This is a genomic window from Streptomyces sp. NPDC090994, assembly GCF_044768905.1.
Taxonomy (GTDB): Bacteria; Actinomycetota; Actinomycetes; order Streptomycetales; family Streptomycetaceae; genus Streptomyces.
This window is the reverse complement of sequence record NZ_JBIVWS010000002.1, coordinates 97,486-110,139: the sequence shown is the minus strand read 5'-3', so window position 1 is coordinate 110,139 and position 12,654 is coordinate 97,486. Positions and strand designations below refer to the sequence as shown.

The 12,654-nt window shown below is 73.9% G+C and carries 11 protein-coding genes; 7 read left to right on the top strand and 4 right to left on the bottom strand.

Annotated elements, in window-relative coordinates; genetic code table 11:
• Positions 1-22: 22 nt before the first annotated feature.
• Positions 23-910, bottom strand: coding sequence for a helix-turn-helix domain-containing protein (locus tag ACIQR3_RS04995; protein ID WP_403534237.1), 888 nt, complete (start codon positions 908-910; stop codon positions 23-25).
• 116 nt (positions 911-1,026) lie between these two features.
• On the opposite strand from ACIQR3_RS04995, the gene ACIQR3_RS04990 reads away from it, so the two are divergent.
• Complete coding sequence (locus ACIQR3_RS04990) at positions 1,027-1,824, top strand: SDR family oxidoreductase (protein ID WP_403534234.1); 798 nt, start codon at positions 1,027-1,029, stop codon at positions 1,822-1,824.
• 19 nt (positions 1,825-1,843) lie between these two features.
• Here the strand turns inward: ACIQR3_RS04990 and ACIQR3_RS04985 are convergent, their stop codons facing one another.
• Entirely contained in the window at positions 1,844-2,338 is a 495-nt protein-coding gene (locus ACIQR3_RS04985; protein WP_403534231.1) for an Lrp/AsnC family transcriptional regulator, read from the bottom strand.
• Positions 2,339-2,411: 73 nt separating this feature from the next.
• Here ACIQR3_RS04985 and ACIQR3_RS04980 point away from each other — a divergent pair, with 73 nt between their 5' ends.
• Positions 2,412-3,377 carry a DMT family transporter gene (locus ACIQR3_RS04980; protein ID WP_403534229.1) on the top strand — a complete coding sequence of 322 codons (966 nt, stop codon included), beginning with the start codon at positions 2,412-2,414 and terminating at the stop codon, positions 3,375-3,377.
• A gap of 173 nt (positions 3,378-3,550) precedes the next feature.
• Here ACIQR3_RS04980 and ACIQR3_RS04975 read toward each other — a convergent pair whose 3' ends face one another.
• Both ACIQR3_RS04975 and ACIQR3_RS04970 read right to left on the bottom strand, forming a co-directional pair.
• Positions 3,551-4,018, bottom strand: a complete 468-nt coding sequence (locus ACIQR3_RS04975) for an SRPBCC family protein (protein WP_403534227.1) — start codon at positions 4,016-4,018, stop codon at positions 3,551-3,553.
• Between the two features lie 85 nt (positions 4,019-4,103).
• On the bottom strand, positions 4,104-5,687 hold the full coding sequence (locus ACIQR3_RS04970; RefSeq protein ID WP_403534224.1) for a hypothetical protein: 1,584 nt from the start codon (positions 5,685-5,687) through the stop codon (positions 4,104-4,106).
• Between the two features lie 329 nt (positions 5,688-6,016).
• Here ACIQR3_RS04970 and ACIQR3_RS04965 point away from each other — a divergent pair, with 329 nt between their 5' ends.
• The 5 genes from ACIQR3_RS04965 (at position 6,017) to ACIQR3_RS04945 (ending at position 12,636) form a co-directional block, all read left to right on the top strand.
• Positions 6,017-6,505 carry a 5-carboxymethyl-2-hydroxymuconate Delta-isomerase gene (locus ACIQR3_RS04965; RefSeq protein WP_403534221.1) on the top strand — a complete coding sequence of 163 codons (489 nt, stop codon included), beginning with the start codon at positions 6,017-6,019 and terminating at the stop codon, positions 6,503-6,505.
• Between the two features lie 208 nt (positions 6,506-6,713).
• Positions 6,714-6,926 (top strand): hypothetical protein, encoded by a 213-nt coding sequence (locus tag ACIQR3_RS04960; protein ID WP_403534219.1) that lies wholly within the window; start codon positions 6,714-6,716, stop codon positions 6,924-6,926.
• 94 nt (positions 6,927-7,020) lie between these two features.
• On the top strand, positions 7,021-7,635 hold the full coding sequence (locus tag ACIQR3_RS04955) for a restriction endonuclease (RefSeq protein WP_403534217.1): 615 nt from the start codon (positions 7,021-7,023) through the stop codon (positions 7,633-7,635).
• 365 nt (positions 7,636-8,000) lie between these two features.
• Positions 8,001-11,273, top strand: a complete 3,273-nt coding sequence (locus ACIQR3_RS04950; RefSeq protein WP_403534214.1) for a GH92 family glycosyl hydrolase — start codon at positions 8,001-8,003, stop codon at positions 11,271-11,273.
• 139 nt (positions 11,274-11,412) lie between these two features.
• Entirely contained in the window at positions 11,413-12,636 is a 1,224-nt protein-coding gene (locus tag ACIQR3_RS04945) for a Gfo/Idh/MocA family protein (protein WP_403534211.1), read from the top strand.
• Positions 12,637-12,654: the final 18 nt, after the last annotated feature.

Sequence of the window (12,654 nt, the reverse complement as noted above, 5' to 3'; positions counted from 1 at the left end):
GGAACCGGCCCGACCGGTTCCGCTACCCGCGCGGGCGCGGCGGCCGCCCGGCCGGGTGCCGCTGCTGCCCGGCGTCCTGCGAGGACTCCGCCGCCAGGCTGCCGAGGAGGGCGAGGGCCTCGGCGGAGGGGCTGCCGGGCTCGGCGTGATAGACGACGAGCTGCTGGTCGGGGGTGCCGTTCACGGTCAGGGTCTCGTAGGACAGGGTGAGTTCGCCGACGAGCGGGTGCCGCAGGCGCTTGGTCTCGTGGGTCTTGTGCCCGATGTCGTGACGGGCCCACAGCCGCCGGAAGGGTTCGCTGCGCAGGCTCAGTTCGCCGACGAGCCGGGTCAGGGACGGGTCGTCGGCGTCCCCGGCCGCCGCCCGCAGCGCGGCCACGGCGTTCAGCGCCGCCCGGTCCCAGTCGACGTAGAACTCGCGGGCGTCCGGGTCCAGGAAGACCAGCCGCATCAGGTCGTCGCTGTACGTGTGACCGGCGAACAGGGCCCGGCCGAGGTCGTTGTGGGCCAGCACGTCGAGATACGGACCGAGGATCACCGCCGGGAGGTGCTGCCAGCCGGCCATGATCCGCAGCAGTCCGTCGCTCACCCGCTGATTCCGCCCCGCCCGGCGCCGACGGCGCGGAGCCGGAGCCGCGAGCCGCCGCAGATACGCGGTCGCCTCCTCGTCGAGCACCAGCGCCCGGGCGATCGCGTCGACGACCTGCGCCGAGGGACGGCGTTCCCGGCCCTGCTCCAGGCGCACGTAGTAGTCGGTGCTCACCCCCGCCAGCATCGCCACCTCTTCGCGCCGCAGGCCGGGCACCCGGCGCCGGACCCCCGGGGCGAGCCCGAGGTCCTCCGGGCGCACGAGCTGACGGCGGGCCCGCAGATACTGCCCGATCGGGTTGTCACTCTCCACGCGGTCCATGCACAGGAGCGTAGAACGAGCGGAGCCGGCGAGGGTGGCCGTGCCACTCCTACGATGAGCGGTCCCCGGTGAGCGGCTGCCTGGTGCGGTCGCCGGACCGGCACGACGGTGGGGACATGACTTCTTCGATCACTTCCCCTTCCCCGGCCACCCCCGACGGCCCGCTCGCCGGGCGGGTGGCCGTCGTCACCGGCGCCACCAGCGGTATCGGTGCCGCCACCGCCCGCCGGCTGGCCCGCGGCGGTGCCGCCGTCGCCTTGTTCGGGCGCCGGGAGGACCGGCTCACCGGCCTCGCCGAGGAACTGCGCCCCACCAGCGAGGGCAAGATCCTGCCGGTGGCCGTGGACATCACCGACTCCGCCGCCCTCACCGAGGCGGCGGCCTCGGTACGCGCCGTGCTCGGCCGGCCCGACCTGGTCGTGGCCAACGCCGGCGTGATGCTGGGCGCGCCGTTCGAGACCGCCGACACCGCCGAGTGGGACCGCATGCTCGACGTCAACCTGCGCGGACTGCTGCTCACCGGCCGCGCGTTCGTCGACGACCTGCTCGCCGCCGCGCGGACCGGTGGTCCGGCCGACCTCGCGTTCGTGGGATCCGTCGGCGGTCACAGCCTGTACCCCGACTGGTCGGTCTACTGCGCGACCAAGGCCGCCGTGGCCCACCTGACCCGCAACCTGCGGGCCGAACTGGGCCCCCGCAACGTCCGGGTACGCAATATCGAGCCGGGCGTCACCGTCACCGAACTGGGCGCGGACATGCTCGACGACAACCTGCGCACCGCCCTGGCCCGGATGCGCACCGACCTGCGGCCGCTGGCCGCCGAGGACATCGCCGAGACGGTGGCCTTCACCGCGGCGGCACCGGCCAACGTGAACATGGCCGAGGTGGTCGTGGTCCCGGTGCGGCAGGGCTGACGGGGGCCGCGGCCGGCCGTCAGCGGGCCGTGCGCGAGGAACGGGGGCGGTCGGGGGCGGCCGGCTCGATGCAGCGGGACCGGACGTGCTCGTAGACCATCGTGGTCTGCACGTCGGCGACCTCACGGCGCTCGGTGAGACGGTCGATCACGAAGGCGTACACGCTGTCCACGTTCGGGACGGCCACGTGGATCAGGAAGTCGTGGCTGCCCGAGGTGACGAACAGGCCGATCACCTCGGGCAGCCGCGCCGCCCATTCCCGGAAGCCTTCGATGACGGGCCGGGCCGGCGGCCGGATGCGTACGGAGATCAGCGCCTGGACGGGCCGGCCGGCCGCGTCCAGGTCCAGGGCCGCGTGGAAGCCGGTGAGCACGCCGCGCTCGCGCAGCAGCCTCACCCGTTCCAACGAGGTGGACGGCGAGACCCCGGTCCTGGCCGCCAGGTCGCGGTTGGTCTGCCGTGCATCGTTCTGCAGTTCCCGCAGCAGAGCCCGGTCCAGCGCATCAAGTTCCATGAAACCCACTGTATGCCGCACGAAGTTCGGCCGAGCTCCACGGGCCGCGCATCTCTGCTTAGCCTCCCCGGTCATGGATGTACGAAAGAACGGTTCCCGTTCCGGTGTGTACCTGGTGCTGGCGGCCGCGGTGCTGTGGGGCACCGTCGGACCCGCCCAGGTCCTGACGGCCGGTCCCATGACACCGGCGGCCCTCGGCGGCTGGCGGCTGGTCGCCGGAGGGCTGGTCCTCGCGGCGTTCACCGTCCGCCCGCGGCGGCTCCGCGATGTCGTCCCGCGCGGGGCCGTGGGGCCACTGCTGATCTGCGCGTTCTCGACCGGCCTCTATCAGGCGGCGTTCCTCTCCTCCGTGGCGCGGACCGGCGCGGCGCTGGCCACGGTGATCGCCCTGGGCATCGCCCCCGCGGCGACCGGGGTGTGCGCCCGCTGGCTCACCGGTGAGCGGACGGGCCCGGTCTGGCTGGCCGGCACCGTCGCGGCCGTGGCCGGCTGCGCCCTGCTGCTGGCGCCGGGAACCGCCCGCGTGGACCCGTTCGGCCTGCTCCTGGCGGTGGCCGCCGGCACCTGCTACGGCCTGTACACCGTCGTCGCCAAGCGCACGGCCGACGCGCATCCCGGCGCCCACCTGCCCGCCCTCTCCGCGCTCACCCTGCTGGTGGGTTCCGTACCGCTGCTGCCCTGGATGCTCCAGGACACCGCCCCGCTGCGGGACGGCGGCACCCTGGCCCTGATCGCCTGGCTGGGCGTGGCCACCACCGCTGTCGCCTACTGGCTGTTCACCACCGGGCTCAGCCGGGTACGGGCGACCACGGCCGGGACGCTCAGTCTCGCCGAGCCCCTCGCGGCCGCCCTGATCGGCGTGCTCCTCCTGCGCGAGCGTCTCAGCCCCTCGGCATGGGCGGGCTGCGCCCTGATTCTCACTGGGATGATCATCATCTGCCTGCCACCACGGCCGGGCCGTCGGTCCACCGCACCGCCGACGGAGGCCACGGCGGCTCCGGGCGGGGACCGCGCCAAGCCCCGTGAGGTCAGGGCCTGAGCCGTCCCGGCGCCGTACCGGACCCGTCCCGCCGCACGGTTCCGGCCGGTGGTGCCGGCGCCGTTGCACTCACGCCGACGGGCTCGTACGCCGGCCCTGACCCGACGCACCCGGCTCTCCGACGGCTCGGCGAGTGTCGTCTCCCGGTCCGAGCGCGGCCGCGCCATCAGGGGTCAGGCCGGGTGGTGGTCGGCGACCGCGCCGAGTTCGATGCCGTGTTCGAGGAGGGCTTTCAGTGCGCACAGTACGGTGGTGAATCCGCCGACGGTGTCGTCGAGCCAGGCGACGACGTCGTCCCCGGAACCCTGGAAGCCGGTCTCGGTGACGCGCACGAGCGTGGCGTCCGCCGCGTACGGTGCGAACGTCATCTCGACCAGCGTCGGCTGATCCTGGTCGCCCCATGCGAACCGGATCAGCCGGCCGGCCTCCACCGCCTCGACCCGCACCTGGACGGACGCCCCGTAGACCGCCCACTCCCAGCGCAGCTCGGCCCCCGGGACCATCCTCCCGCTGCTCTCGCTGTACCAGAACCGCGTGGTGACGGACGGATCGGCGAAGGCTTCGAAGACCTCGGCCGGGGGCCTGCGGACGATCATGGACGCGGAGGCGGCCGGGGGCCGGGTGAGTTCGAGTCTCTGCACAGGCACGATGATCAGGCACCGCCCGCCTCCCCGCACCCGTGAACGGCCCCCGTGACCCGCGTCCGTGCCGCCCCCCGGACGGGGCTCACGGCAGCGGGCAGCTCAGCGGCCACACCCGCTCGGACAGCCGTCCGGTGAGGCGCTCGCCGGACAGCTCCGCGTCGGTGAGCCATCCCGCCGCCGTCAACTGGTCGACCAGCGGCTGCAGCGCGCCGGGATCACCGGCGCACAGGGCGGCGAGCACGCCGACGTCCACCCCCTCCCCTGCGGGGCCGAGCGTCTGCCCGTCCAGGCCGGTGCGCGTGGCGAGGGAGAGGGCCAGCAGCCGGGCTCCGGCACTCGTCCGCGACTTGCGCAGCTTGCGCTCGGTGACGACGCGTTGTGTCCAGCCGCTCAGCTTGGCCCGGGTGTTCTTCCCGAACGGGAGCGGACGGCTGCCGTCCGGACCGGGTACGAGGGAGGGCACGGTGACCGGGGTGGGGTTCTCGGGCCGGGAGGCGAGCACGTCGGCGGCAGAACCGGGGATCCGCAGCCATCCGCACTCCGTCAGCCGGCTGATGAGCTGTTCGGGTTCCTCCAGGTGCAGCGCGGTCAGATCCTGCCCGGTCAGATTGCCGGCACCGGTGCGGGCGGTCCGCAGGACGAGCAGCAAGGTGAGCAGGCGGGCCTCCGGACCGGGCAGCGGCGCGTGGTCGCGCGCGTAGGCGAGGACGGTACGGGCGTGCTCCCACAGCTGCGGTCCGGACAGCACGCGCGGAACGGCGGGTTCCTGGCCGTCGACGGTGTGCCCGGTGCGCTGCTGGTGCTGACTGCGGGCGGTGGCCGCGGCCTGTTCCGCCCGCACCGCGTCCGCGCGCAACTGGACGTCGCCGACGACGTCGGCCCACTCGTGGAAGGCGCGGGCCTTGCGGGCGTGCAGGTCGGCGAGGAGCGACAGGTCGGGCTCGGCGCGCTTCTGGTAGGCGCGGAACTGGTTGCCCAGCTCGATCAGTTCGTCGCGCAGACTGGTCGGCCGCAGATGGTGCGGCACGATGCGCTGCGCGATCTTCCCTTGCTTGCCGTACGGCCGGTTCCCGGAAGGACGCGGGGCGGGCAGTCCGGCCCGAGCGCCATCCGTTCGCGAGGTACCGCCGGGCTCGCTCGGGGGCGCGGGAGCGTGGGAGAAGCTCGGCCCCACCGAGGCCCGGGCGGGCCGGGCGCCGGCCGGGGGCGTCATCGGGCCGGTCGGCACCGGGGCGGTGGCCACGACCCGGGCGCCGGGACGAGCGGCCGCGCAGCGCGCACAGCACTCGAACGCCTGCCACCAGCGCCCGGCCCGGTCCGCGACGACCGCGAACACGACCCCGCCGCCGCACCGCCACGCCGCGGCGCCGGCCTGCCGGCCACCGGCGGCGGTGTCGCCGTGTCCGGGACACCCGTCGGCCCGGCACGCGCAGTACGCCTCGCCCCGCGGGCCGGCGGCGGCCCGCAGATGCGCGGTGAGGTGCGCGACGGCGAAGGACCGGCCGGCCGCGGCGGAGGGCAGACGCCGGGCCGGGCACGCCGGACGGGCGCAGGAGAACCGCACCGCCGTGCTGCCGCGACCGACGGGATCGAGGCGTACCAGCCAGGCCCGCCCCGGCACCCTCTCGACCGGCCCGCCCGCCGCCGTGTGGGCCTCCAGCTCCATCCTCGTCCCCTTCCCTCGCGTTGCCGCCGCACGCGGTGATCTCGTCGCTGCGCGGCAGAGCAGTGTGCCGCAGTCACGTTACGGTCTGGAACCGGCCGATCACGGCAGGGTGGCCGGCAGGCAGGCCCCCCGGTGTCCGCGCCACCGCGTCACCCCTGGGAGGCACCCCGGTGACGCGGCCGGCCCGGCCGTCCCGCGCCGAATCTCGTACGGGTGACCAGTCCGGCGCGCTGTTGACGTGAGGTGACTGAAGTGGCCGGTGGGAGGACGTGTCTCGCGGTGCGAGAAAATAGTTGCCTGTAGAAACCAGGTCGCGTGAAAGGCCCTCCATGCCCCACCTCACCATCGACTACTCCGCACACCTGGCCGACGTCTTCGACCGTGCGGCCCTGGTCAGGGAACTGCACCCGCTCGTCCTGGAGGAGAGCGGATCGGCGGGCGTGTGCAAGACGCTGGTGCGTCCGGCCGAGACGTACGTCGGTGACGGGTCGGGGGCGGGGGCCGCCTTCGTGCACGTGGAGGTCGGTCTCAAGCCGGGGCGGTCCGAGGCGCTGAAGGGGCACCTGGCCGAGAGCATCCTGACCCTGGTCGGCAAGCACCTGCGGGCGGACGGCGTGGTCCTGTCGGCGGAGGTGCGGGAACTGGCCGGCTCCTACCGCCTTTCGCCCGCCGCGCCCCGGATACGACGCCGGCGGACCCGTCCGGCGCCGTCGGCGTCGTCGCCCGCCGGGTCCGGACGGCTGTCGAACACGCCCGCCGTATCCGGCCATTTCCCGCGAGGCGGCCTTTGCCGTGAAGCATCCCGTTCATGCGGGTGACGCGCAACCGGTCGCACGCCGCCGACCTCGGACGATGTCCCTCCCGGCCACCGTGCCCCGGCCCTCCCGGGCCCGGCGCGGCGGCCCCTGGACCGTGTCCGGATGGCTGCCCGTCCGGTGGCGGCACCCCGAGGTGTTGTCAGTGCCCGCTGCTAGACCCCTTCCTCAAGGTGGGCCGCGCCCGGCGGCCGCGATCGGGAGGGGAAGCATGGCGAAGGTACCGGACGGGTTCCACACCGTACGCGCGCACATCCGCCGCAATCCGAGGCCTCGGAGCGCCAAGCGGATGAGCGGATGGACGATCGCCGGCCTGCTGGCGGGGGTCTGGCTGTGGGGGCAGCTGTTCGGCTTCCAAGAGGCCGCGCCCGCCACTTCGCAGGATCCGAACCCGGCCGTCAGCGCACCGGCCGAGGGCCGGTGAGGCGGCGGTGCCGGTGAGGCGCCCAGCACGTCCGGGCCGCCCGATTCGTCCGTGCCTCCCGCGCGGCCCGGTCGAGTCGGCCTCGGCCGCCGTCGTGGCGCTGGCCGCCGTGGTGCTGGTGGTCCGGGCGGTCGGCGTGGCCGTCGAGGCTCTGGCCGAGGTGTGGCCGGTGCTGCTGCTCCTCGTTGTGTCGGCGGGGGCGGCAGTGGCGTGGCGGATCCGTCGGGCCGTCGCGGGCCGGCGCCGGGACAGGGCGCGGCTGGCCGCGTTGCGCCTCACGCTCGCCGAGGTCGACGCCATGGACGACCGGGACTTCGAGTACGCGCTGCGGGACCTCCTCGTCCGTGACGGCTGGCCGGCCCGGCGGGTGGGAGGCGGCGGCGACCAGGCCGCCGACGTCATCGGTGACCACGCGGTGCGCGGCCGGATCGTCGTGCAGGCCAAGCACACGCGGGTCGCCGGGAAGGTCGGCTCGTCGGTGATGTACGCGGTGAAGGGGACGGCCGGGCCCGCCCACGGCGCGGACCACGCCGTCGTCGTCACCAACGGGTCGTTCACCCGCGACGCCATGGCCTGGGGCGACCGGCACGGCGTCCACTGGGTCGACCGGCAGAGACTGCGGCGCTGGGCGGAGGACGGTCGCGCGCTGCACGAACTCCTCGGCCTGCCCGCCCGCCCCCGCGGCGCCCGGTTCCGGCGCGCTGCCTGACGGAGCGTGGAGAGGCCCGCACGAGGACGGGCCGCACCCTCATTGAGGAGTGCGGCCCTCGCTGTCTCACGGGGCCGACGGGGTGAACCGCCCCGCACGGTGAACGGCTTGTGGCGACATCACGGTGCGACAACGTTGTCGTAATGGTCCGCCGAGACTACCGCGCGTACGGACAACGATGTCAACCCCACGGGCCGGCCGCGCGCCGCTGATCCACTCCCTCCGAACGATGCTCCGCTCTCCACCCGTGGCACGCCCCACCCCACCGGCCGACGCACCCTTCCGCCGCACCGCCCGCGCACGCTACTGTCCCTGCGGCTTGTGCGACCCGTGGTGCGCGACCCGTCCGAAGGAGGGGCCGCGTCATGCGTTTCCGTCCGATGTCCCTGCTGCTGGCCGCGGCGCTCGCGGTCGGCGGTGCCACCCCCGCCCTGGCGGCCCCGGCCGCCCCGCCCGACACCGCCCTCGTCAAGGACCCCACCGCCTACGTCGACCCCCTGATCGGCACCGCCAACGCCGGCAACGTCTTCCCGGGAGCCGTCGTCCCCTTCGGCATGCTCTCCTGGAGCCCGGAGAACACCAAGGGCGACGCCACCAGAACCGTCGCCCCCGGCGGCTACCACTACGACGCCACCCGTATCCGCGGCTTCAGCCTGACCCACATGTCCGGCACCGGCTGCGCGGGCGGCAGCGGCGACATCCCGTTCTTCCCCTACGCCGGCGAGGTCACCTCGTCCCCGGCGAGCGACACCGAGGACGCGGTCTACGCCGCCGACTTCAGCCACGACGACGAGACGGCCGAGCCCGGCCACTACACGGTGGGCCTCGCCTCCGGCGTCACGGCCGACCTCACCGCCACCGCCCGTACCGGCTCCGCCCGGTTCACCTACCCGGCCGGCAAGCCCGCCAGCCTCCTGGTGCGCACCGCCAACTCCGAGGTCGGCTCCACCGACTCCACGGTGCGGATCGATCCGGAGACCCGGACCATCTCCGGCTCCGTCACCTCCGGCAACTTCTGCGGCTACCTCGACCCCGAGGGCCGGCGCGCCTACTACACCCTGTACTTCACCGCCACCTTCGACCGCGCCTTCAAGGCCACCGGCACCTGGCAGGACGACCGGCTGAACCCCGGTTCCACCACCGCCTCCGGTGGCACCGGCGGCTTCGCGAACGGCGGCCGGCCCGTCGCCGGCAAGGGCGCGGGCGGCTACGTCGAGTTCGCGCCGGGCACCGGACCGGTGGGCGTCAAGGTCGGCATCTCCTACGTCGACCAGGCCGGCGCCGAGGCCAACCTCAGGACGGAGAACCCGCCCCGCCGCTCCTTCGCCTCGGTCGAGCAGGCCGCCCACGACGCCTGGCGGGAGCGCCTCGACGCGATCCGGGTCGGCGGCGGCACCGACGAGGAGCGCACCACCTTCTACACCGCGCTCTACCACGCCCTGTTCCACCCCAACGTCATCAGCGACACCGACCGCCGCTACCGCGGCCCCGACGGCAAGGTGCACCGCGTCGGCCGCCGTCACCAGGCCCAGTACGGCACCTTCTCCGGCTGGGACGTCTACCGCGGCCAGGTCCAGTTGCTGACCCTGCTCGACCCGCGCGTGGGCTCCGACATCGCCCAGTCGCTGTACGAGTTCGCCGGGCAGAACGGCGGGATCTGGGACCGCTGGCTGCACGGGGCGAGCGGCACCCACGTCATGAACGGCGACCCGTCGCCCATCGCCCTGGCCGGCATCCACGCCTTCGGCGGCACCGGCTTCGACCTGAAGGGCGCGCTGAAGTCCCTCGTCGAGGCGGCCACCGTACCCACCGAACAGGACCTCTCACCCGCCGGGAAACCCGTGCTGTCGGTCGGCCAGCGCCCCTCCCTCGACAAGTACCTGAAACTGCACTACATGCCGTCCGTATCCAACGCCTGGGGCGGCGCCGCCGAGACACTGGAGATGTCCGGCGCCGACTTCGCCCTGTCCCAGCTCGCCTCCGAGGCCGGGCAGGAGGACACCGCGAAGACCTTCGCCACCCGCTCCCAGTACTGGCAGAACAACTTCAACATCGCCGCCGACCCCACCGGCGGGTACATCGCCAACCGCAAGGCCGACGGCAGCTGGGTCACCGGCTTCACCCCCGCCACCGGCAACGGCTTCGTGGAGGGCACGGCGGCCCAGTACAGCTGGATGGTCCAGCACAATCCGGCCGGCCTGTTCGCGGCCATGGGCGGTACCGAAGAGGCGCTGGAGCGACTGGACACCTTCTTCCACGACGCCGACGGCGACTGGGTCTTCAGCGGCGGCGGTGGCGACAAGTCCGGCATGGACAACGAGCCGTCGATCAACGTGCCCTACCTGTACGACTACGCGGGCGCCCCGTACAAGGCGCAGGAGACCGTCCGCGCGGCGATGAGCGCACTCTGGTCGACCGAGCCGGGCGGCATCCCGGGCAACGACGACCTCGGCGCGATGTCGTCCTGGTACGTCTTCTCCGCGCTCGGCATGTACCCGCAGGTGCCCTCCCGCGCCGAACTCGCCCTCGCCTCGCCGCTGTTCCCCCGGGTGGAGATCGACCGGCCGGGCGGCAAGGACATCTCCGTCCGGGCGCGGGGCGCGGCGGCCGGCGCGCCGTACATCCACTCCCTGAAGGTCGACGGCCGCACCAGCGACCGCCCGTGGCTCCCCGCCTCCGTCGTCGAACACGGCGGCCGGCTCGACTACACCCTCTCCGCCACCCCCGACACCGCCTGGGGAGCCGACCAGGCCCCGCCGTCCTTCCGCGACGGCGAGCAGCCCTACCAGATCGGCGTCGGACCCACCGCCGCGACCCTCGCCCCCGGTGACAGCACCACGGTCGGCATCCGCGCCCTCGCGGTCAGCGGCGGTGAGGGCCCCGACGTGCGCTTCCGGGTCGCCACCCCCGACGGCATCACGGCGAGCCCCGCCGAGGGCACCGTCATGGACGGCGCCCAGCAGATCGCACTCACCGCCGCCGACGGCACCGCCCAGGGCTTCTACGACGTGCAGGTCACCGTCACCTCCGGCGACAGCTCCTACGAGCAGCCCGTCTCCCTCACCGTCGCCGCCCCCGGCACCCTCCTCGCCGCCTACGACAACACCGGTGTCTCCGACGACGAGGGCGCACACGACGAGGCCGACTACGACGGCGGCGGCTGGAGCTACTCGCGCCAGGCACTGGCGGCGGCGGGCCTGACCCCGGGGGAGCGGGGCACGGTCGACGGCCTCGCCTTCACCTGGCCGGACTCCCCGTCGGGCCGCCCGGACAACGCCTCCGCCACCGGCCAGACCATCGAACTCACCGACCCGGCGGCCCGGTTGTCGTTCATCGGCAGCGCCGTCAACGGCAACCAGAGGTCCGCGGCCACCGTCACCTACACCGACGGCACCACCGCCACCGTCGACCTCGCCTTCACCGACTGGACCGTCGGCGGCGGGGGCGGCACCGTCCAGTACGGCAACCGGACCGTCGCCAAGACCGCCTACCGCAACGTCGCGGGCGCGGACAGGGACCCGGTGGCGACGTACGTGTTCGCCACCGAGCCGTTCACCGCGCCGGACGGCAAGCGGGTGAGCGGCGTACGACTGCCCGACAACGCGAACCTGCACGTCTTCACCCTCGCGGTGAGCTGACGCCCCGGGGCGGGGCAGGCGATCGACTGCCCCGCCACCACGGGCACCTCTGCGCACACGTGCTCGTTACGGCCATTGATCGAGCACTTTCAAGCATCTATCGTCAGACGTGATCGCCCTGTCCGCAGAAGGGATGACCATGTCGGAAGCCCCAGCCGCGTCCGAGCTGCGCGTCGGCGTCGTCGGCGTCGGCCAGCGCGCCCAGCTGGCCACCCTCGCCGACCGCCCGGGAACCGCCCGGGTGGTCTCCTGCGCCGACCCGGCCCGGCGCGGCCGGGACGACGCGCACAAGCTCTTCGGGGACGGTGTCCACGTCCACGAGCGGTACGAGGACATGCTTGCCGACGGCCTCGACGCGGTGTTCGTCCTCACCCCCGACGACGCGCACACCGCGCCGGCCCTCTTCTTCCTCGAAGCAGGCGTCGCCGTGTTCGTCGAGAAACCCCTGACGGTCGACCTCGCCGACTGCGACCGCGTCCTGACCACCGCCGCCCGCACCCGCACCCGCCTGTACGTCGGGCACAACCTGCGCCACCTGCCGGTCCTGCGGCGCATGCGGCGCCTCATCGACGAGGGCGCCGTCGGCCAGGTGCGCGCGGTGTGGTGCCGGCACTTCGTCGGCCACGGCGGCGACTACTACTTCAAGGACTGGCACGCCGAACGCGCCCGCACCGGAAGCCTGCTGCTGCAGAAGGGGGCGCACGACCTCGACGCCATCCACTGGCTGGCGGGCGGCTACTCCCGCTCGGTGACCGCGCTGGGCGACCTCGCCGTCCACGGCGGCAACCCGCACCGGCGCACCCGGCCGCAGGGAGCACAGCGCGTCCAGGACTGGTTCGACGCCGGCGTATGGCCGCCGTCCGCCCTGCGCGACCTCAACCCCGTCATCGACGTGGAGGACATCAGCATGATGCTCACCCGCCTCGACAACGGGGTGCTCGCCAGCTACCAGCAGTGCCACTTCACCCCCGACTACTGGCGCAACTACACGGTCATCGGCGACGAAGGCCGCCTGGAGAACTTCGGCGACGGCATTGAGGGCGACGACCCGGTGATCAAGGTCTGGAACCGGCGGCGCTCCGGCTACCGGCCCGACGCCGACCTGCACCTGACCGTCGCCGAGGAGGGCAGCGGGGAGCACGGCGGCGCGGACGGGGCCATCGTCGCGGAGTTCCTGCGGTTCGCCGCCCGCGGCGGAGCCACCGACACCTCGCCGGTCGCCGCCCGCGAGGCGGTCGCCGCGGGACTGGCCGCCACCACGTCACTGCGCTCGGGAGGCACCCCCGTCGACGTCCAGGCCCTCGACCCGTCCACCGCCGCCTACTTCGCCGCCCACCAGCCCGGCTCCCGGGGCCCGGCCTGACCGCTGCGGCCGACCGGA

Coding starts and splice junctions, on each gene's coding strand:
- ACIQR3_RS04995 (WP_403534237.1), bottom strand. CDS start 910: ATGGACCGCGTGGAGAGTGACAACCCGATCGGGCAGTATCTGCGGGCC.
- ACIQR3_RS04990 (WP_403534234.1), top strand. CDS start 1,027: ATGACTTCTTCGATCACTTCCCCTTCCCCGGCCACCCCCGACGGCCCG.
- ACIQR3_RS04985 (WP_403534231.1), bottom strand. CDS start 2,338: ATGGAACTTGATGCGCTGGACCGGGCTCTGCTGCGGGAACTGCAGAAC.
- ACIQR3_RS04980 (WP_403534229.1), top strand. CDS start 2,412: ATGGATGTACGAAAGAACGGTTCCCGTTCCGGTGTGTACCTGGTGCTG.
- ACIQR3_RS04970 (WP_403534224.1), bottom strand. CDS start 5,687: ATGGAGCTGGAGGCCCACACGGCGGCGGGCGGGCCGGTCGAGAGGGTG.
- ACIQR3_RS04965 (WP_403534221.1), top strand. CDS start 6,017: ATGCCCCACCTCACCATCGACTACTCCGCACACCTGGCCGACGTCTTC.
- ACIQR3_RS04960 (WP_403534219.1), top strand. CDS start 6,714: ATGGCGAAGGTACCGGACGGGTTCCACACCGTACGCGCGCACATCCGC.
- ACIQR3_RS04950 (WP_403534214.1), top strand. CDS start 8,001: ATGCGTTTCCGTCCGATGTCCCTGCTGCTGGCCGCGGCGCTCGCGGTC.
- ACIQR3_RS04945 (WP_403534211.1), top strand. CDS start 11,413: ATGTCGGAAGCCCCAGCCGCGTCCGAGCTGCGCGTCGGCGTCGTCGGC.